The organism is Bartonella sp. AA9NXGY (genome assembly GCF_042196845.1).
Classification (GTDB): Bacteria; Pseudomonadota; Alphaproteobacteria; order Rhizobiales; family Rhizobiaceae; genus Bartonella.
In genome coordinates, this window is record NZ_JBHIRB010000021.1 from 1 (window position 1) to 20,438 (window position 20,438).

The following is a 20,438-nucleotide window of genomic DNA, read 5'->3' on the forward strand; positions in this document are numbered from 1 at the left end:
ATGGTGTGATAACCAGTCACTTTTGCATTCCCATAAACAGAACCATAGACCTTAACATACCCACCCACGCTAGCATTCCCATAAACCTTGCCATAAATTTTAGCAGCGCCACTAACAACAGCATGATCATAAACCTCGGCATTGCCATGAATACGTGCACTTCCTGATAATTTTGCATTGCCATAAACCCGCGCCTGATGATAAACCCAAGCATTATAAGAAAGATGCGCATTGTCATAAACATGAGCATTTGCATAAACGCGGGCACAATCACATACATGAGCATTGCCATAAACAAAGCCCATTATAATAGCCTTATTAAAAACCTTGGCATTTTCATAAATATGGGCAGGATTTAAAACAAGAGCATTATCATAGACCCAGCAATTGCCATCATGCGAGAGGTTGTTTTCACTTTCAATAAAGCCCCCTAAATCACCAGCCTTGACATCATCAAAATCTATTAAAGCCCGAATGCGATAAAGAGTTTGATTATTAAATACACGTGTCTCATTTGTGAGTGCAAACTTTTTTTGCATAGCACAATTCCTTTATAAATAGATTTGAATTTTAGAATGAAATGTTTAAAGAGGGGCGCCCCCGCCGCGCCCGCGCGTCATTTACACAGTTGTAAAAACAATATCACCAGTGATAACGGGTTCTTTATAATTGCCACCAATTTTGGTATCACCACCAATCTCAGTATAGCCAATTACCTTGGCATTGCCATAGACATGAGCATCACCATGGACCTTGCCATAAATTTTTGCATTGTCATAAATGCGAGCATCATCATAAACCTCGGCATTATCAGAAATTAAAGCATTATTGGAAACCCAAGCGCCACCATAAACCTTGCCATAAACCTTGGCATTGTCATAAACGCAGCCCCTATCATAAACATGGGCATAACCAGTCACTATAGCATTCCCATAAACCTTGGCTTCTCTATTGACCATAGCAGCGCCACAAACATGGGCATTATCGCAAACCCTAGCATTATCAAAAACTATAGCATTTTCATAAACATGGGCATTATCATAAACCTGAGAGGTTCCTAAAACACGTGCTTTATCATAAACCTCAGCATTGCCATAAATTCTAGTTTTATCAAGAAACTTGCCATAAATAGTGTCATAAATTTTTGCATTTCCATACACTTTAGCATGTCCAAAAATATCACCATAAACCAATGCGTTCTCATATACTTGCGCATTGCCATAAACTTCAGCTCTAATATGCACGCTAGCATTGCCATAGACCCTTGCATTTTCATAAATTTTTGCAGATCCAGTAATTTTTGCATTATCCGAAACATGGGCATTATCGTAAATACGAGCATCACCATAAACCATGGCATTGCCACCGACCCAACAATCACCATTATGAGCTAAATTTGCAACCTTATGTATAAAGCCGCCTAGATCACCAGCTTTTATATTAGCAAAATCCCTTAAAGCCCGAATGCGATAAAGAGTATAATCACCAACCTCTATTGTCTCTCCTGTAAATTCGTATTTTTTTGCAGGCTCTTGTTGATTAGCAAGCGCAGTTTCATTTGAAATATTAGAGATAACGGGGGTGTTTTTTGAGATATTTGTCATAATTAAAACCTTGATGTTAATATTGTTTTCAATTGACACCTTAAAAAGGCGCCGGGTGTTGAAAACACGGCATCAAGTCCGTCGGCATGCCTTCCCCATAGGGTTTTGTATAGCATGACCACACCCGACAAAATTCTCATATATGCTAATCACAGCATAAAAGATAGTCAGTTTTTTGATATGGGAAAGATTGTTTCGTAATCTACCCGCTTGATGTTTAAGTGTTTTCAGCACTTGGTTATTTATATAACAAAATACGTATTTATTGTCAAACGATATTTTATCTTTTTTGATATTTTTTCTTATTTTTTTAAATACGTTATGTATTGATAATATCTTATGCTTATTAATTGCTTCTTTTATATTTATGTGCTTTTAAAGCTATATTATGGGCTTTATGAAACGATTGCGTATTTTCTGAATCTATACATTTATAATATTTAAAAACGCTCTCATAATGCGTATTTTAAACTTTATAACCTATCAATTTTGTCACTAAATGGCTTTTAAGATTTCTGTTAATTTCTTTTAATAACACATTTTAGACTTAACAGCCTTTATAGGGACTGTCTTTATAAACAAATGCTTTCATTTGCATTTTTGCTTTCTCTATAGCTGTTATGTTCTTTATAGCCATGGCATCATTTTTCATGTTCATAAGAGAAATGATAAATAGGATAATTGCGATTTATTGTCTGTTATGAAAACACTTATGAAAACATCTAAAGAGAGAATGATAATTATAGAGATGAGCAAAATCCCTTTTAATAAACTTTTGTCATTTTTGTCAGTTCTTTTTAGAACCTATATCATTTTTTTTAATGAGAGAAAATTAAAATCATTATATTTCAATAAGTTAAGTTTTATCAATTTTTCAAAATACAACTTATTAAAACAGCCATAACAAATAAATACAACTGTAAATATATATTTGTCAGTTTATGTCAGTACATTGAATCGACAAAAGTGATCATTTAGTGAATGATTAAAACATGTCTTATGAGAGTATGTGATCTTTTAAAGCCTTTCAAAAGAAAGGGATTATAATCATAATAAATGCTATCAAGACCATTATGGTTATGAGTTTTGGAGGTGCTTTTTACGCCCCTTTTATATATTTTTTTCAATAAAAAAATAAAAGTTATTATATTTCAATAAGTTAATTTTTATCAATTTTTCAAAAAACAACCTATATCAATAATACAACCTATAAATTCAACTAATGCTCTATGTTTTGTAAGGGTTTTGGGGGGGTAGAAACATTCAAAACCTATAAGTAATATAAGAAAATGAATATACATAACCCTCTTTAAACAAAGCTTTTGAAAAGGATAAAGCACTCATTTTAGATTACGGTTTAATCTTTTAAAGGCAATCCAAATAAGAGTATCTAAAATTGCAAGTTTCTTCTTTTTAGAATAACGCATATAGACTATCCTTTTAGGATTATATGTAAGCAACTTAACAAAAGAGGTATAGATATGATTATAAGCTCTATACCCCTTGTGAGGTCAACATGCCTATCATCTGAGCATGCTTTATAAGTTATTCGGTTTCTCTAATTTCTAATTTTGGTAAGTTCTTAACAATTTTCATTGTTTCCAAACTTACAGTAATAACCCTTTGGAATAACTCCAATGGATAAGCAGGGTTGCCAACGGTTTCAACAGCATAGCTATTGGCATCATTAATAATGCCACTCTTTTTATCAGTCTTTACACATTGACGCCCCATAACCGATTCAAGAGAGATATCTGTTATTGTGATATTGCTGTTATAAAAAACAATCAATTTATCTTTTTCCTTACTATTCCCAGCGAATTTCATTTCTGTAACGTAGTAAAATTCTTTAGGGTTCGTGATCTCTGTAACTTTTGGATTGCCTTTTTTAAAGGTCACTGGATACGGCTCTACACTTTCATAGTTTACGTGCAAATGACCGAGTTCACGCCCTGCTGTCACAAATTTCCAAAAATCATCAGCCGTTTTTACGCAAGGGATACGAGGCAATTCTTTGCATAAATTATCAGCATAACGGGTGCGATAATCTTCTGAATGCAAAAGACCGTAAACATAATAAAACAGATCATCTTTAGTGTTTTTTCATTAGGATAAGCGGCTTTTAAATATGCTAATCCTTCATCAGTTATAGCATTACGCATTTTCTTTTTTCTTATTTTAGTAAATAAGCGATTGTCATGCTATTTTTCTTATCAAGCGATAATAATGGAGTGTTTTTTGTTGTCTCTAATATGTAACAGTTCCAATAAATTTGGTCTATTCTATGAATAAGAGTCTTTACTTGAAGCTCAAAATTATATTACATGCGACACCTTAAAATTAAGAAGCATATTAGAGTGTATGATTGTCATTTAACAGTGTCATTGTAAAATCTTCAAAAGCGGGGGAAATGATATGGTTTGCACAACTCATAAAGCAGGTGTATACAGTACAGTCTATGCTTTTTTCTCAGATGTTATAAGTATTATTCTCATCAAAAAATTAAAAAATTGTTACGCGGTTGGCGATTTTTTCTGTGACGCTGACGATATGGTTCATTTTGTTGCTCATTTTGAGGGCACAATGAATGCATAGATTTTTTTTCATTTTTGTTTTTGCGGCTATTTTGTGCCTTTTCTCGTTGCCGAGTTTTGCCGAAAACATTCGTGAGAAAGCGATTAATCAATCAGAGAGCATCCAACGACAACAAACGCAAGAACAGCGTTTTCAACGATTACACCGTAGAAACGAAACACATGGGGTATTTTTGCCAGACGATGATACCATATCTCCCTATGGTGCTTCGCCTAGTACAACCTGTTTGCTGATCAAAAGCATTGAATTTGTTGGTGCTCAGTTGATTTCTCATACCGACCTTCATGAAGCCATTTCTCTTTGGGAAGGGCGGTGTTTGGGGATTGCCGAAATCAACAAAGTGCTCAAAGCGGTGACCAAGCTTTATATGAAGCGCGGCTATATTGCGGTGCGGGCTTATTTGCCTGAGCAAGATTTAAGCGGCGGTCATCTCAAGATTGTTGTAGTTGAAGGTGTGATGGAAGATATTACCCTTGATGGGCATAAAGTTGAGAGGAGACTTCAAGGAGAAATCACCACGGCTTTTCCAAACCTTATTGGGAAGCCGACCAATCTGCGCCAGATAGAGCAAGGGCTTGATCAAATCAATCGGCTTTTCTCACGCCAAGCCACCATTAATCTTGGTGCGGGGAGCAATTCGGGTGGTTCGATACTCGATGTTCATATTGAAAAACAGAAACCTTGGCTTATTACGCTTTCCAGCGATAATCTTGGCGCTAAAGCAACAGGGCTTTATCAAACGCGCTTGAGCCTTTCTTTTGATGATCTGTTAGGGATCAATGATCAATGGTCGTTGAGCTATCAGCGTTCTATGGATGGTAGTCCGTATCATTTTTCTCACAAGCGCCCCAATAGTGATACTCTAACGGGATCCTTTTCTCTTCCCTATGGCTATTGGACAACTGGTTTTGATGGGACGTGGAGCCAATATCATTCGAGTGTTAAGGGAATATTTTCCGATATTATGACTGCGGGCAAGTCTTTATCGCTTACACCGTGGATTTCACGGGTTATCGACCGTGATCAAGAGGGAAAGACCTGGGTTACAGGACGGTTGACATGGAAATATTCTGATAATTTTATTATGGGCAGTCGAGTTGATGTTTCAAGCCGTAAACTAGCTATTGCAACCTTTGAGCTTGATCATTCGCGCAAGTGGCTTGGAGGAGAATTAAGCGCGCATATAGGGTTTCATAAAGGGTTGGCAATTCTTGGCGCTTATGATGATAAAGAGCAAGAGAATGCAACAAAAAATTCACCCAAAGGGCAATTTTCCAAATTGTCTTTTTCCCTAGGCTACGTGCGTCCTTTTTCGCTCAAACAGTATAACTTTCGCTATAACACACTGTTTTCAGGACAATTATCACCCGACACGTTGTTTAGTTCAGAGCAAATATCGCTTGGTGGTAGTTCCTCTGTGCGCGGAGTGCGTGAGGCGATTTATTACGGCAATAATGGGGCGTTTTGGCGCAATGAATTGTCGCTGTTGTTGCCAGGTTTTTCTTCGAGAATGGGGCGTAAATTTATGAGCCAATTTGCCCCTTATATGGCGCTTGATCTGGGGGCCGTGGCCAATAATGTAAACAAAAACAGTTTTGGCGGGAGCCTCGTTGGGGCAACTCTTGGTTTCCATGCAACCGGAGACATTACGGATATTGATGTGTCTTATTCGAATATTTTAACCCAATCGACAGTGCGAGAAAAGGGAAATGCGACAGGGTTATTTCAAGTGCGGGCATTATTAAGATTTTAGAGCAAATGGGCGGTAAAAATATCGCTGCGCTGTTTATACCCATATGGGTTGTTTTTTTAAAAGAGATAAAGAATTTTATGAGGAGCTGAAGATGCGGGGATTGAAAGATCAAAAGCATAGATTGGGATATGGATACAAGCTATGGCAGCGCGTTCTTTGTGTTTTGCAGCGAGGGATCCATAAGGGGCTTTCACTGGTTTTAAGCTTTTGCTTAGCTTTTCAGCCTTTGTTGTTGCAAGCACAGGCGCTTGGAGCGCGAAGTCCTGTTGCACAAGAGAGCCAAGGGATAAAAGCAGCTGATGGGGTTGGCTCTGTTTTCCGCCCCACGGTGGGGAAAGCCGGCAATGATGTGCCGCTGATTGATATTGTTCGCCCCAATGGACAGGGTCTTTCTCATAACAAATATGACAGTTTCAATGTTGATACCCATGGCGTGATTTTGAACAATTCGACTGAGGAGGTTTCGCGTTCACAGCTTGGGGGATTGGTGCCAGGCAACGGCAATTTGCGTTATAGCGGTGCAGCAAAGGTTATCCTTAATGAAGTGGTGAGTGCCAATCGCTCGCGTCTTGAAGGCGTGAGCGAAGTACACGGGCATATGGCGGATGTTATTATCGCCAATCCCAATGGGATTACCTGTAACGGTTGTGGCTTTATTAATACACCACGGGTGACTTTATCGACTGGACAACCGATTATTGGAGCCGATGGCGCTTTGAGTGGATTGCGTGTTGAGGGTGGAGATATCACCATAGGCGCTCGTGGGGCTGATGGGAGTGCATTAGATATTTTTGATCTTGTTTCGCGCAAGATCAGTGTCGGGGGTCCCATACAGGTCAAAGGAGATTTGGCTGTTATCGCGGGGCGCAATCATTTTGATTATAACAAACGCGAAGCAACTTCTCTTGGTTCTGATGGCAAAGAGCCAGAATTGGCGATTGATTCCAGTGAGTTTGGTGGAATGTATGCGGGGCAGATTCGCGTGATTGCCAATGATAAAGGTGCGGGCGTTAAGATGCGCGGAGACATGGTTGCCAATGCAGGCGCCATGAGATTGACAAGTGATGGCAAGCTGGTAATTGCCAAAGCACGTGCCAAAGGAGCGGTGAAGGCTCACTCCCACCACGATAGTGTACATGTGAAAGATCTGCTTTTCTCAGAAGAAGCAGTTGAACTGAAGGCTTTGAAACATGTTGAACTGGCTGAGCAAGCTCGCGTTGCAGCGAGCGGTACTGTTGATGTGGGCGCCGATCTGATCAAGCTCCAGTCCCATGCTCTTCTAGCAAGCGGTATTGGGAGTGATGGTCAACAGTCAGCGACGGGTTCTTTGCATTTACAGGCAGCAAAGCTTGAGGCGGGGAATGGGCGGATAGCCGCCGGTGATCTTTTAGAGATCCAAGCAGCAACAATTGATCTGAGCCGCATGCAAGACAATGATCAAACAGGGGTTTCTTCCCTTGGCGATCTGACCATTAAAACCAATCAAATCAGCGCTTTAAACAACCATATTGGTGCCAAGGGGAATATTGTCTTGAGCGCCGATGATGCGCTCACTGTAGGCGCTGGACATTATAGCGCCGGCGGCTCTCTTTTGGTGGAAGCAGCAGAGCTTACATCACGCGCGCGCTTAGTGGCAGAGCAAAAAATTGACCTTTATGCGCATCACGGTGCCCTGATCCAAGAAGGCACTGTCTGGTCTAATGGGAAGATAACGCTGGATGCCCATGGTGCCCTCAATCACACGGGTGATATTGTCAGCATGCAGCAGGTTGCCTTGACAGCGGGGGGCATGCTCACAACCTCTCAAGAGAGCACGATTTTAAGTTATGATGTGGTTTTAAGTGCTGATGCTTTAACCCAAGCAGGGATTGTGGAAGCTCAAGAAGGAGCATTAACCCTTCAAGTGCGTGATGGGGTTATCAATAGCGGCACAATGCGCGGTGAGAGTGTCGATGCTCATATTGGTGCATTTACCAATCAAGGGACGTTTATTGCAACCGATGATTTGCATTTGATGGTAAGCACACAAGAAGGCGCCGATCCGCAACAAGCCTTTCTGAAGAATACATCCGAAGGTGTCCTTCAAAGTGGTGGCGTTTTTGTTGTGACCGCAGGGCAATTAGACAATGCCGGTGTGCTTGGCTCTAGTGGTGAGAATGTTGCCCTCAATGTGGCAGGGAATGTCAGCAATAGTGGGCTGATTTACGCCAAAAAATCTATGGACGTATTCAGTGATGGTGATTTAACCAACACACAGGGCAGAATTATTGCTGAAGAGGCTCTCAGCATTGGTGGGCTGAAAGAGACACGTGCTGGTCATATAAATAATGAGGCTGGTCTTCTCAGTGCTTTAGCCGGTGAGATGAAGATTGTTGCAACGTCTTTTGTCAATAAAAGCGCTGAAACGACAAATTCAGACCAACGAAACGCTACACATGATGAAGGTGCGCATGTTTTAGCGCGGGATGGTTTGCGCATTGATGTGGGCAGTTTTGAGAATGTTGATGGTCTCATTTCTACGCAAGGGGCAGTTAATATTGTTGCTGAGAGTGTGATCCAAGCAGGGCACATAGAGATTGAGCGTGGTGACCTTCAACTGACCAGCCACGGTGATTTAAGCAATAGTGGCACAATAGAAAGCAATGATACCATTGCTTTGCATGCGCAAACAAATCTCAGCCAAACGGGGCGCATTGTCTCTAAAAAGCGGATAGAGCTTTCCAGTGATGGCATATTGACAATGGGCGAGACAAGTGAGGTTGGCGCCTATGATGTAACGCTGAATGCAGGCACACTCACCCAAACTGGGCTTGTGGAAGCGCAAGGCGGGGTACTGACTCTCAACAGTCATGATGTTTTAAGTAATTCCGGTATTATGGTGGGCGGTGTTGTTGATGCGAAGCTTGGGTCTTTAGCCAATTCCGGTCAGCTTTTAGCCAGTGACAGTTTTACGCTTGTGGCAAAAAGTCATGATCCGTCATTGGGGCAAGTTGCTCTGGTTTTAAATGGTGAAGACGGTGTTCTCAAAAGTGGTGGTGCTTTTGTCTTAACCGCAGATGTTTTGGACAATGCCGGCAGTATTGGTTCAAGTGGTGATGGGGTTGCGCTCAATGTGAGCGCTGATCTGAGTAATAGTGGGCTGATTTATGCCAAGAAATCTGCCATTTTCTCCTTAGATGGGGATTTTATTAATAAGTTTGCCGATGTCATTGCTGAAGACAATCTCATCATCCGTGGTTTAAGTGGAGAGCGGGCTGGTCATGTGATCAACAGCTCGGGTCTTTTAGAAGCCGTGTCAGGCGATATGACCTTCGATGTCTCAGCGCTTACCAACATGCGTGAAGGTGGAGTTGAAGTTAGCGATAAAGTGGTTTCTCACAGTTACGTGCGAGGAGAATGGGAAAATATCCCAAATGTTGATAAACACACAAGGATCAAGAAAAATATCGACACTACGATTATTCGTCAGCAGCCTCATTTTACCAATAATGCGGCACAGATTTTGGTAGGGCGTCATCTCACGGTCCATGCCGGTGATATCCGCAATAGCTATAGTTTGATTGCTGCTAATGGCAACATTGAGATGCAGGGTGATACGCTGCTCAATGAGGGGCGTGATTTAATTGAAACAACCAAGATTGTAACTGAAACACGCTACAGATATAAGCAATGTAGTGCCACAAATCCAGCATGTATAGGGCAAGGTGCAGAAGAATGGGATGGTCCTACTTTTACCCAAACACTCAAACGCACTTATGATGCTGTTTATGGCACGATTGAAGCTGGTGGCACGCTTGATGCCAAGTTGACAGGCTATATTGACAATCATGCGGTGCGTGAGGGGGTTGAGCAAGTTGGCTTAAGCTCTGGCGATAAAGGGTTGGCTGGTGTTAAAAACACCGATTTTGACGGTTCCAAACCACTGATTAGTGATGATCGATTGGACGGTATTATCAATGGTTTGAAAGGGCACAAAGGGCTTTTTGCACCAAGCACAAAAACACCCGCACCAGAATCCATACAAGTGCCAACGCAAGATGGGCTTAACTCTGTTAAGACAGAATTGGACCAGACCCAAACACCGGATGTGCCATTTTTAGTCGAGACGCGTCCAGATTTTATCAACCCAAGTAAATTTTTAGGATCGGACTATTACTTAAAAAAGATTGGCAATTATAAGCCTGAGCACGTGTTCAAAAAGTTGGGGGATGCTTATTTTGAATATCGTCTGGTGGGTGAGCAAATCTTTGAACTGACAGGCAATCGCACTCTTCTTGATGTTGAAGATCCCAATGCTCAAATGCAAAGGCTCTATGACAATGCTGTGGAGCAGCAAGATCCCTTGGGGTTAGTGCTAGGTAAGCCCTTAACGCCTCAGCAAATTGCTGGGATCAAAAAGGATATGATCTGGCTTGAGACCCACCTTGTCGATGGACAAGAGGTCTTGGTGCCTCATGTTTATTTGGCACCAAACACTTCTTTAGCACAAGATGTTTATGGGGCAAAAACGCAGCAAGGAAACTTCGCCAGTGCTAGAATAAAAGGCAATGGCGTCACTATAGAGACGGACCGTTTTGCCAATAGCGGCACCATATCAAGTAATGGTGCATTGCATGTTTCGACTACGCAAACTTTGTTTAATGATGGTGGTTTTTTGCTTGGCAGCGGTGCTGTAGATCTCAGCAGTGGCGATCTTTTAGCCAATTCTTCCGGTGTTATTCTGGGGGATATCATCACCCTCAATGCGAAGACAATCATTGATGGTACTGCAAAAATCCGTGACACGAATGAATATGGTTTTGTTGATCGCAGTGGGCAGCAGGCTCAAATCATTTCTATACAGGATTTAAACATTCACTCCCTTGGCGATTTAAGCATGACTGGTGGCCAATGGAGCAGTGGCGGTCCGATGACGGTGATTGTCGATGGTTCTGCTACGTTTGGTTCATTAGTGCTAGAGAGTGACCATAAGGAGACATTGGAAAAAGGGCATTATAACGCCCAAAGCAGTGAGCACCGTTTGACAGAAGTCAACAGTGATGGAGATTTGACCATTGTCACAGGTGGTGAACTTAACCTTGGGGAAAAGTTTAAAGCCAAGGGCAATGGGGATTTCACCAGTGGTGGCGCTCTCAACGCGATTTCAGAGCAAGATTTTAACAGTTTTGATTTGGATCTGAGGGGCAAAGAAGGCGACAAATCGAAGCAAAAGAATAAGTTTCGTCAACAATCAACAGAAGTTACTACAAACAAAACCACGATAGAAACAGAGGGCAACCTCTCCATGCATGCGCAAAATGGGGATCTCACGCTTGATGCGGCAGGGCTATCAAGTGGTGGTCAGACGCATTTGGCATCAGATACGGGAAAAATCAAGTTTCTGACCAACAAGGATCAAGATTTTAAGGACGTTTATCAGCGTAATGAAAACCTTGTGTGGTGGAGTGAGAGCGATAAAGGTTACCTTAAGGAGACCATCGAGCATGTCACCATAGATGCTAAGGGTGGCATAAAGCTTGATGCGGGTGATGGCTTTGTTGTTGAGTATCAGGCAACCGGTGATTTAGACAAATCCCTTGAGCAATTGTCTCGCTCTCCAGGCATGGCATGGATCAAGCAACTGCGTGATGATCCAGAATTATCCAAGCAAGTGGATTGGCAAGCAGTTAAGGCTGAATTTAAAGACTGGGATTATAAAGCCCAAGGGCTGACAGAAGCCGGTGCGGCTCTCGTGGCATTGGCTGTCACGGCGGTTACGGGTGGAGCAGCCTCGGGCGCTGCCAGTGCCATTACCGGTGCTTTGGGGCTTGGCTCGAGCACCGCCATGAATGCGGCGATACAGGCTGGTGTCCAAGCGCTGATTAACAAAAGCGCTGTGGCTCTTGTTAACAATCGCGGCAATATTGCCGGTGCCTTGCATGAGCTTGGCTCTTCAAAGAATGTTCTCAGCATTGTCTCGTCGATGTTGACAGCAGGCTTAACCAGCCAACTAACCGAAATGGCTGGTGTTGGACAATCTTTGCCAAAAACCGCTCCTTTTGTCGATCGTATCGCCCTTGAAGCGAAAAAGAACTTGATCAAAGCCGCCATTGGCACAGGCGTGCAGACGGCTCTTGAGGGCGGCTCTCTTGACAAGAACTTTTTTAACAATCTGCGCATCGCCCTGTCTGATACGGTTGGCAAATCGTTGGCGGAAGAAATCGGTACCGCCAAGGCTGAAGGCAAAATAGATACGGTCACGCAGATCGTTGCCCATGCAGGACTTGGCTGCTTAAAAGGCGCTGTTGCGAGCGGTGCTTGCTCTGCCGGTGCTGTGGGGGGTGCTGTGGGCGAAGCCACTGCTATGCTCCAGTTTCAATTGTGGGTGCAAGGCATTGTGAAAGAGGAAATGGGGGACCTAAACGGTCGCACCCCAACTCCGGAAGAGGAAGCGCGTATAAACGCAAAGATTGATGCGCAGTTTGCTGACTTTAGAGATCACACCATTGATGTTGCAAGGGCTGCTGGGGGCGTTGCTGCTGCCCTTGCCGGTGGCAATGTTGATGCCGGCGCCGATGCCGCTGGTAATGCCGCTGCAAATAACTTTTTGGGTAGTGCACAACGCGCTCAGATGAAGAAAGAGTTAGAAGAGTGCCCTGATGATCAGTGTCGAAGAGATGTTAACGAAAAATGGTTCGAGATTGATGAACAACAAGATAGAACTTTTTCGACAGGAATTATGACTGGTCTCATTGCCGATATACCAATCAAGCTATACGAGTTAGCTGATGGCGCTGTGAAGAACATGATGTTACAAATGATAATATTTGCTAGCAATCCACGGGGGGGCGTTGAAAAGAGTTTTAAAGACATTGGAACAGGAGCGTCTTGGGTCGTGAGTGGACATGTGATTGATGATGTCTGGGAAGGTGCTGGTCAATTCTGGGGAGGTGTTGAGGATTCCTTTATAGGGGATATAGATTACGTAAAAGAGAATATTGAAAAAGCGGGAGTTGACGGAGCTTTTAATGCTGGTTTTGAAAGTGGAAGATTATCAGCCGGAGTATTAGAAAACTTTGCTGGAGGAGCTGGAGCAGCCAAGGGAGCTATAAATCTTGGCAACAAGGCTGTGATCAAGTTCATTGCTAGGAAAGATTTTGCCCAATTCGCTTCCAAGAAAAATCTTGCCAAACTTGCAGCTCAGGGAGATCCTGACAAACTTGCGGCGAAGAAAGAACTAACTAAACTTGCTGCTAAAGAAAAAAAGCTTTGGTTAAAAAAGAAACCCACTAAATTTACCGATAGCAAATTTGGACAGACAAACAAAGCCTATCAGAGAGACGATTTGTTTGATCCTAACAAAATTGTTAGTTGGACAGTAAAAGGGGAAGAAGTATGGGGCACCAATGTTGAAAGAATGGAAGCAGGAAGAGCACCTATGGGGTTTGATGGCAAGCCTGTTGAGTTGCATCATCTATCGCAAACGCCTGAGGGGCCCATAGCAGAAATTGGTAGTAAAGATCATAACAAATATACTTCCGTGATTCACGCTAATCCAAAAACACATCAATCGCTTATAGAGAGAAAAAAGTTTGGTAAGTGGAGAGAGGAATATTGGAAGGAACGCGCTAAAGGTTATAGAGAACAAAAAAACAGTAATTTAGGAGGAATAATTGATATGAAATGGAGTATCATAGGGATAGATTTTGACAGATGGGGACAGGAGCATCGGCAATAATGCTCTACGGTTGATGAAAAGAGAAAAAAGAAACTTATAGAATAATTTATGGAGAATAATTGATGAAAACCTATACCTTAGATGATGTTGCAGTATTAATTGATAAAGTGAATAAATATGATGATGAGATTATCAATTTTGGTACTGCAAAAAATGCAGTTGATGATCTTGTAATTGAAAAGGCGGAGAAAACTCTCGGCTTACAATTCACATCGTCTTACAAGAGTTTTTTAAAAAATTACAAAGGAGGGGAAATTGGTGGTGAAGAAATCTTTAGTCTTTATAAGGAGTGTGGGGAAGGTGTTCCTGTTGGTGATATTGTTTACCGAAACTTACTCGATAGAAAAGATGGTTTTGCGACACCAGAACAGCTTATCGTTTGTGATGCTGATTTTGATGAAACCTTTTATTTTGATTATACGCAGTTTAGGGATGGTGAATGCCCACTCTATGTCAGGTTTCCATTGGGCGATTGCGAATATTACGCCAGTGATTTTTATGAGTTCCTTTGCAAACGGATTATAGTACACGCGGGAGAAGAGATACCTGATGGTGATCAACCAATTGAAAAGACTGAGAACACTCCCACTCCGCAACCTATCCCTTTTTACAAGAGTTTTTGGAAAAAACTATGGAAGAGGTGAAATTGATAGAGGAAATATGGAGCGTTTATAACGCACGTTTTGAGGATCATCTATGAAAACCTATACCTTAGATGATGTTATAGAATTAGTTGATAAAGTTGATAAATATGATAGTGATATTGTCAGTTTTGGGACTGCAGAAAATGCTGTCGATGATATATGGATTGAAAAGGCGGAGAAAGCTCTCGGTTTGCAATTCACATCTTCTTATAAAAGTTTTTTAAAAAATTATAAAGGGGGAGATATTGGTGGTGATGAAATCTATAGTCTTTATGAAGATTGTGTAGATTTTCCTTTTAATGATATTGTTTGTCAAAACTTAAATTATTATAGAAAACGTGGTTTTGCAACATCAGAACAGCTTGTCGTGAGTAGTACTGATTTTGGTGAAACCTTTTACTTTGATTATACGCAGTTTCGGGATGGAGAATGCCCACTTTATGTCATGCTTCCATCTGAGGATTGCGAATATTACGCTAGCAATTTTTATGAATTCCTTTGCAAAAGAATTAAAGAAAGCGTGGGAGCTGAGATACCTGATGGTGATCAACCGATTGAAAAGATTGAGAACACTCCCACTCCGCAACCTATCCCTTTTTACAAGAGTTTTTGGAAAAAACTATGGAAGAGGTGAAATTGATAGAGGGAATATGGAGCGTTTATAACGCACGTTTTGAGGATCATCTATGAAAACCTATACTTTAGATGATGTTGCAGTATTAATTGATAAATATAATGATATTATCAATTTTGGTACTGAAAAAAATGCGGTTGATGATCTTGTGATTGAAAAGGCAGAGAAAGCTTTGGATTTGAAATTCACATCGTCTTACAAAGTTTTTTTAAAAAAATATGTAGGAGGGGAAATTGGTTATGAGGAAATTTTTAGCATTTATAACGCAAGTTTTGAGGATCATCCTGCTGGTGATATTGTGCATAAAAACTTATATCATAGGAAACATGGTTTAGCAAAATCACAGCAGCTTGTTGTCAGTAGAACTGATTTTGGTGAGACATTTTACTTTGATTATACTCAGTTTCAGGATGGTGAATGCCCACTCTACGTCAAGATTCCATCTGGAGCGTCACATTATTATGCAAGTAATTTTTATGAATTTCTCTGTAAAAGAATTATGGAACATGCAGGGGAAGATTCATGAAAACCTATACCTTAGCGGATGTCATAGAATTAGTTGATAAATATGATGGTGATATTGTTAGTTTTGGGATTGCAGAAAATGCGGTTGATGATCTCGTGATTGAAAAGGCGGAGAAAGCTCTCGGTTTACAATTCACATCTTCCTATAAAACTTTTTTAAAACATTATAAAGGAGGAGACATTGCTGGTTATGAAATCTATAGCCTTTATAAAGAGTGTGGAGAAGATATTCCTTTTGATGACATTGTTTTACAAAACTTAAATTATTATAGAAAACATGGTTTTGTGACACCAGAACAGCTTGCCGTTAGCAGAACAGATTTTGGTGAAACCTTTTACTTTGATTATACGCAGTTTCGGGATGGTGAATGCCCACTTTATGTCATGCTTCCATCTGAAGATTGCGAATATTACGCCAGTAATTTTTATGAATTCCTTTGCAAAAGAATTAAAGAAAGCGTGGGAGTTGAGATACCTGATGGTGATCAACCAATTGAAAAGATTGAGAACACTCCCACTCCGCAACCTATACCTTTTTACAAGAGCTTTTGGAAAAAACTATGGAAGAGGTGAAATTGATAGAGGAAATATGAAGCGTTTATAACGCAAGTTTTGAGGATCATCCATGAAAACCTATACCTTAGCTGATGTTGCACAATTAATTAATAAGTATCCGGATGTTATCGACTTTGGCACTGCAGAGGATGCGCCTGATGATATATTGATTGAAAAGGCTGAGAGAACTCTTGGTTTACAATTCACCTCGTCCTACAAAAGTTTTTTAAAAAATTATGGAGGAGGAGAAATTGGAGGTTATGAAATTTTTAGCATTTATAACGCAAGTTTTGATAAGTGTCCTGCTGGTGATATTGTTTTCTATCATTTGACGGATATAAAAAATGGTTTCGCAAAACCAAATCAGCTTGCCGTGAATAGAACTGATTTTGGTGAAACATTTTATTTTGATTATTCTCAGTTTTGGGATGGTGAATGCCCACTCTATGTTGAAATTGCATCTGGAGATTCAGAGCATTACGCAAGTAACTTCTATGAATTTCTCTGTAAAAGAATTATGGAACATGCTGGGGGGGGTAATGACGATGCAAACCAAAGACGCAACAGAGATTTTAAAAAAAGTTGGTTGGGAGCCCCATCGCGATGAAATGGGTGATATGTTTGCTTATTATCACCTCCCCGATCGCATAGTGCGTATTCATTATGGTGTCATAGATTATGGACGGGATAGCGGAAGATTGTGGGTTTCTGTCAGTCTTACTACTGCTGCTTATTGTCTTGGCTGTGAATACGCTAACGGTAAAGAATCTCAATCTCAATATGAGGCTATGCTGATTTCTTCAGAAGAGAATTTTGGAGTTACAGCACTGGAGTTTTTTGAAAGCCATGTCAAGGTAGCTTTAGACAAAGTGTTAGCTTGGGCGCAAGCACAAGATATTAAGAAAAAATTACGTAAAAAAGCTGCTAATCATTCTCTCGTTGCAAAGGCTCTACTCGGCGATACCGAAGCTTTAAGGAATTACAAACCTACACCTCAATTATATACACCAGAGTTTTCTGATTATGAAAAGATGACACAGGTTGAGCGCGTCATCTTTTTTGCTGAAGCTTATAAAAATAATGAATTGGATGACATTTTAGCACGCAAAAAACCGAAACAGCGTTTTATGAGTCTTACAGCAGCAACGCGCATTCTTAAAACCCAAGGGTGGTTTGTTACGGAACCTGGAAAAATGTGGCTGATTTTGCCCAATTTGCTTCCAAGAAAAATCTTGCAGAACTTGCAGCTCAAGGAGATCCTGACAAACTTGCGGCGAAGAAAGAACTAACTAAACTTGCTGCTAAAGAAAAAAAGCTTTGGTTAAAAAAGAAACCCACTAAATTTACCGATAGCAAATTTGGACAGACGAACAAAGCCTATCAGAGAGACGATTTGTTTGATCCTAACAGAATTTCTGATTGGGAAGAAAAAGGAAAAACGGTGTGGGGCACCAATATTGAGAGAATGGAAACAGGAAGAGCACCTATAGGATTTGATAATAAGTCTGTTGAGTTGCATCACCTAAAGCAAACGCATGAGGGACCCATAGCAGAAATGAGTCATGAATCTCATAAAAAATATACTTCTGTGATTCATAATAATCCTCAAAAACATCAATCACTTATAGAGAGAGACAAGTTTGGTAAGTGGAGAGAGGAATATTGGAAGGAACGTGCTAAAGGGTATAGAGAACAAAAAAACAATAATTTAGGAGGAATAATCGACATGAAATGGAGTATCATAGGGATAGATTTTGACAGATGGGGACAGGAGCATCGGTAGTAATGCTCTACGGTTGATGAAAAGAGAGAAAAAAGAAGTTTGGAGAAATAATCTATGAAAACCTATACCTTAGCTGATGTTGCAGTATTAATTGATAAAGTGAATAAATATGATGATGAGATTATCCATTTTCGTATTAAAGATAATGCAGTTGATGATCTTGTGATTGAAAAGGCGGAGAAAGCTCTTGGTTTACAATTCACATCCTCTTACAAGAGTTTTTTGAAACATTATAAAGGTGGGGACATTAGTGGTGAAGAAATCTATAGTCTTTATGAGCATCCTATAGGTGTTTCTGTTAATGACGTTGTTTTCCAAAACTTAAATGATAGAAAACGTGGTTTTACGACACCAGAACAGCTCGTTGTGAGTTATGATCTTGATGAAACCTTTTACTTTGATTATACGCAGTTTCGGGATGGTGAATGCCCACTCTATGTCATGTTTGCGGATGAGGAGTCCGAATATTACGCCAGTAATTTTTATGAATTCCTATGCAAAAGAATTAAAGTACACGCGGGAGTTGAGATACCTGATGGTGATCAACCGATTGAAAAGATTGAGCACACTCCCACTCCGCAACCTATCCCTTTTTACAAGAGTTTTTGGAAAAAACTATGGAAGAGGTGAAATTGATAGAGGAAATATGGAGCGTTTATAACGCACGTTTTGAGGTTCATCTATGAAAACCTACACCTTAGCTGATGTTGCAGTATTAATTGATAAAGTGAATAAATATGATGATGATATTATCAATTTGGGTAGTGAAGATGATGAAGAGAATGAAACAGATGATCTACAGATTGAAAAGGCGGAGAAAGCTCTCGGTTTACAATTCACATCCTCTTATAAAGTTTTTTTAAAAAAATATGGAGGAGGAGAAATTGGTGGTGATGAAATTTTTAGCATTTATGGAGATTGTGGGGAAGGTGTTCCTGCTGGTGATATTGTTTACCGAAACTTACTCAATAGAGAACGTGGTTTTGTGACACCAGAGCAGCTTTTCGTTAGCAGAACAGATTTTGGTGAAACCTTTTATTTTGATTATACGCAGTTTAGGGATGGAGAATGCCCACTCTATGTCATGCTTCCATCTGAAGATTGCGAATATTACGCTAGCAATTTTTATGAATTCCTTTGCAAAAGAATTAAAGAAAGCGTGGGAGCTGAGATACCTGAAGGTGACCAACCGATTGAAAAGACTGAGCACACTCCTACTCCGCAACCTATCCCTTTTTACAAGAGCTTTTGGAAAAAACTATGGAAGAGGTGAAATTGATAGAGGAAATATGGAGCGTTTATAACGCAAGTTTTGAGGATCATCTATGAAAACCTATACCTTAGATGATGTTGTAGAATTAGTTGATAAATATAATGATATTATCAATTTTCGTACTGAAGAAAATGCGGCTGATGATCTACGGATTGAAAAGGCGGAGAAAGCTCTCGATTTGCAATTCACATCTTCTTATAAGAGCTTTTTAAAAAAATATGTAGGAGGAGAAATTGGTGGTGAAGAAATCTTTAGCCTTTATAAGGAGTGTGGAGCAGATATCCCTGGTGGTGATATTGTTTTCAGAAACTTAAATGCTAGAAAACGCGGTTTTATGACAGCAGAACAGCTTTTCGTTAGCAGTACTGATTTTGATGAAACCTTTTACTTTGATTATACGCAGTTTAGGGATGGAGAATGCCCACTTTATGTCATGCTTCCATCTGAAGATTGCGAATATTACGCTAGCAATTTTTATGAATTCCTTTGCAAAAGAATTAAAGAAAGCGTGGGAGCTGAGATACCTGATGGTGATCAACCGATTGAAAAGATTGAGAACACTCCCACTCCGCAACCTATCCCTTTTTACAAGAGTTTTTGGAAAAAACTATGGAAGAGGTGAAATTGATAGAGGAAATATGGAGCGTTACGCAAGTTTTGAGGATCATCTATGAAAACTTATACTTTAGATGATGTTGCAGTATTAATTGATAAAGTGAATAAATATGATGATGATATTATCAATTTCGGTACTGAAGATGATGCAGTTGATGATCTACTGATTGAAAAGGCGGAGAAAGCTCTCGGTTTACAATTTACATCTTCTTATAAGAGTTTTTTAAAAAATTATAAAGGAGGAGAAATTGGAGGTTATGAAATCTGTAGCGTTTATAGGGATTGTGGAATAGGTATTGCTGCTGGTGATATTGTTTTCCGCAACTTAAATAATAGAAAAAGGGGTTTTGCGACACCAGAACAGCTTATCGTAAGTAGAACAGATTTTGGTGAGACTTTTTACTTTGATTATACGCAGTTTCGGGATGGTGAATGCCCACTCTATGTCATGCTTCCATCTGAAGATTGCGAATATTACGCAAGTAATTTTTATGAATTCCTTTGCAAAAGAATTAAAGAAAGCGTGGGAGTTGAGATACCTGATGGAGACCAACCAATTGAAAAGATTGAGAACACTCCCACTCCGCAACCTATCCCTTTTTACAAGAGCTTTTGGAAAAAACTATGGAGGAGGGGCAAATGATAGGGGAAATATGGAGCGTTACGCAAGTTTTGAGGATCATCTATGAAAACCTATACCTTAGCTGATGTTGCAGTACTAGTTGATAAATATAACGATA

General features: G+C 40.3%; 15 protein-coding genes and 2 pseudogenes. 14 read left to right on the forward strand and 3 right to left on the reverse strand.

All coding sequences use genetic code 11. From position 1 onward, the window contains the following. The 3 genes and pseudogenes from ACFIM6_RS08390 to ACFIM6_RS08400 form a co-directional block, all read right to left on the reverse strand. Positions 1-539: hypothetical protein (locus tag ACFIM6_RS08390; RefSeq protein WP_375612455.1), on the reverse strand; the 539-nt coding region annotated here is incomplete at its 3' end. An 81-nt stretch (positions 540-620) separates the two neighbouring features. Then, the gene (locus ACFIM6_RS08395; protein ID WP_375612456.1) at positions 621-1,604 is read right to left on the reverse strand and encodes a hypothetical protein; all 984 of its coding nucleotides are present in this window, start codon (positions 1,602-1,604) and stop codon (positions 621-623) included. Positions 1,605-3,149: 1,545 nt separating this feature from the next. Continuing rightward, a pseudogene (locus tag ACFIM6_RS08400) lies at positions 3,150-3,763 on the reverse strand (type ISP restriction/modification enzyme); the annotation flags it as partial. 256 nt (positions 3,764-4,019) lie between these two features. Here ACFIM6_RS08400 and ACFIM6_RS08405 point away from each other — a divergent pair. From ACFIM6_RS08405 to ACFIM6_RS08470, 14 genes and pseudogenes are all read left to right on the forward strand, one after another. Further along, positions 4,020-4,199, forward strand: a complete 180-nt coding sequence (locus ACFIM6_RS08405; protein WP_375612457.1) for a hypothetical protein — start codon at positions 4,020-4,022, stop codon at positions 4,197-4,199. Beyond that, positions 4,192-5,952 (forward strand): ShlB/FhaC/HecB family hemolysin secretion/activation protein, encoded by a 1,761-nt coding sequence (locus ACFIM6_RS08410; RefSeq protein ID WP_375612458.1) that lies wholly within the window; start codon positions 4,192-4,194, stop codon positions 5,950-5,952. Before ACFIM6_RS08405 ends, ACFIM6_RS08410 begins: the two co-directional genes overlap by 8 nt. 91 nt (positions 5,953-6,043) lie before the next feature. Beyond that, the gene (locus ACFIM6_RS08415) at positions 6,044-13,669 is read left to right on the forward strand and encodes a DUF637 domain-containing protein (protein ID WP_375612459.1); all 7,626 of its coding nucleotides are present in this window, start codon (positions 6,044-6,046) and stop codon (positions 13,667-13,669) included. A 62-nt stretch (positions 13,670-13,731) separates the two neighbouring features. Then, entirely contained in the window at positions 13,732-14,313 is a 582-nt protein-coding gene (locus tag ACFIM6_RS08420) for an SMI1/KNR4 family protein (RefSeq protein ID WP_375612460.1), read from the forward strand. 52 nt (positions 14,314-14,365) lie between these two features. Continuing rightward, positions 14,366-14,947, forward strand: a complete 582-nt coding sequence (locus tag ACFIM6_RS08425) for an SMI1/KNR4 family protein (RefSeq protein ID WP_375612461.1) — start codon at positions 14,366-14,368, stop codon at positions 14,945-14,947. A 52-nt stretch (positions 14,948-14,999) separates the two neighbouring features. Beyond that, positions 15,000-15,473: an SMI1/KNR4 family protein gene (locus tag ACFIM6_RS08430; protein ID WP_375612462.1), complete on the forward strand. Its 474-nt coding sequence runs from the start codon at positions 15,000-15,002 to the stop codon at positions 15,471-15,473. Beyond that, the gene (locus ACFIM6_RS08435) at positions 15,470-16,045 is read left to right on the forward strand and encodes an SMI1/KNR4 family protein (RefSeq protein ID WP_375612463.1); all 576 of its coding nucleotides are present in this window, start codon (positions 15,470-15,472) and stop codon (positions 16,043-16,045) included. Before ACFIM6_RS08430 ends, ACFIM6_RS08435 begins: the two co-directional genes overlap by 4 nt. A gap of 52 nt (positions 16,046-16,097) precedes the next feature. Then, positions 16,098-16,634: an SMI1/KNR4 family protein gene (locus ACFIM6_RS08440; protein ID WP_375612464.1), complete on the forward strand. Its 537-nt coding sequence runs from the start codon at positions 16,098-16,100 to the stop codon at positions 16,632-16,634. Continuing rightward, a pseudogene (locus ACFIM6_RS08445) lies at positions 16,573-17,241 on the forward strand (DUF6990 domain-containing protein); the annotation flags it as partial. The gene ACFIM6_RS08440 and the pseudogene ACFIM6_RS08445, both read left to right, overlap by 62 nt. Next, positions 17,223-17,810 (forward strand): HNH/ENDO VII family nuclease, encoded by a 588-nt coding sequence (locus ACFIM6_RS08450; RefSeq protein WP_375612465.1) that lies wholly within the window; start codon positions 17,223-17,225, stop codon positions 17,808-17,810. The pseudogene ACFIM6_RS08445 and the gene ACFIM6_RS08450, both read left to right, overlap by 19 nt. 54 nt (positions 17,811-17,864) lie before the next feature. Continuing rightward, complete coding sequence (locus ACFIM6_RS08455; RefSeq protein WP_375612466.1) at positions 17,865-18,440, forward strand: SMI1/KNR4 family protein; 576 nt, start codon at positions 17,865-17,867, stop codon at positions 18,438-18,440. Between the two features lie 52 nt (positions 18,441-18,492). Continuing rightward, positions 18,493-19,083 carry an SMI1/KNR4 family protein gene (locus ACFIM6_RS08460; RefSeq protein ID WP_375612467.1) on the forward strand — a complete coding sequence of 197 codons (591 nt, stop codon included), beginning with the start codon at positions 18,493-18,495 and terminating at the stop codon, positions 19,081-19,083. Between the two features lie 52 nt (positions 19,084-19,135). Next, positions 19,136-19,705, forward strand: coding sequence for an SMI1/KNR4 family protein (locus ACFIM6_RS08465; RefSeq protein WP_375612468.1), 570 nt, complete (start codon positions 19,136-19,138; stop codon positions 19,703-19,705). Positions 19,706-19,753: 48 nt separating this feature from the next. Further along, positions 19,754-20,341, forward strand: a complete 588-nt coding sequence (locus ACFIM6_RS08470) for an SMI1/KNR4 family protein (RefSeq protein WP_375612469.1) — start codon at positions 19,754-19,756, stop codon at positions 20,339-20,341. Positions 20,342-20,438: the final 97 nt, after the last annotated feature.

Excerpts from the sequence above, each read along its gene's own strand:
- ACFIM6_RS08395 (WP_375612456.1), bottom strand. The coding sequence starts at position 1,604 with ATGACAAATATCTCAAAAAACACCCCCGTTATCTCTAATATTTCAAAT.
- ACFIM6_RS08405 (WP_375612457.1), top strand. The coding sequence starts at position 4,020 with ATGGTTTGCACAACTCATAAAGCAGGTGTATACAGTACAGTCTATGCT.
- ACFIM6_RS08410 (WP_375612458.1), top strand. The coding sequence starts at position 4,192 with ATGCATAGATTTTTTTTCATTTTTGTTTTTGCGGCTATTTTGTGCCTT.
- ACFIM6_RS08415 (WP_375612459.1), top strand. The coding sequence starts at position 6,044 with ATGCGGGGATTGAAAGATCAAAAGCATAGATTGGGATATGGATACAAG.
- ACFIM6_RS08420 (WP_375612460.1), top strand. The coding sequence starts at position 13,732 with ATGAAAACCTATACCTTAGATGATGTTGCAGTATTAATTGATAAAGTG.
- ACFIM6_RS08425 (WP_375612461.1), top strand. The coding sequence starts at position 14,366 with ATGAAAACCTATACCTTAGATGATGTTATAGAATTAGTTGATAAAGTT.
- ACFIM6_RS08430 (WP_375612462.1), top strand. The coding sequence starts at position 15,000 with ATGAAAACCTATACTTTAGATGATGTTGCAGTATTAATTGATAAATAT.
- ACFIM6_RS08435 (WP_375612463.1), top strand. The coding sequence starts at position 15,470 with ATGAAAACCTATACCTTAGCGGATGTCATAGAATTAGTTGATAAATAT.
- ACFIM6_RS08440 (WP_375612464.1), top strand. The coding sequence starts at position 16,098 with ATGAAAACCTATACCTTAGCTGATGTTGCACAATTAATTAATAAGTAT.
- ACFIM6_RS08455 (WP_375612466.1), top strand. The coding sequence starts at position 17,865 with ATGAAAACCTATACCTTAGCTGATGTTGCAGTATTAATTGATAAAGTG.
- ACFIM6_RS08460 (WP_375612467.1), top strand. The coding sequence starts at position 18,493 with ATGAAAACCTACACCTTAGCTGATGTTGCAGTATTAATTGATAAAGTG.
- ACFIM6_RS08465 (WP_375612468.1), top strand. The coding sequence starts at position 19,136 with ATGAAAACCTATACCTTAGATGATGTTGTAGAATTAGTTGATAAATAT.
- ACFIM6_RS08470 (WP_375612469.1), top strand. The coding sequence starts at position 19,754 with ATGAAAACTTATACTTTAGATGATGTTGCAGTATTAATTGATAAAGTG.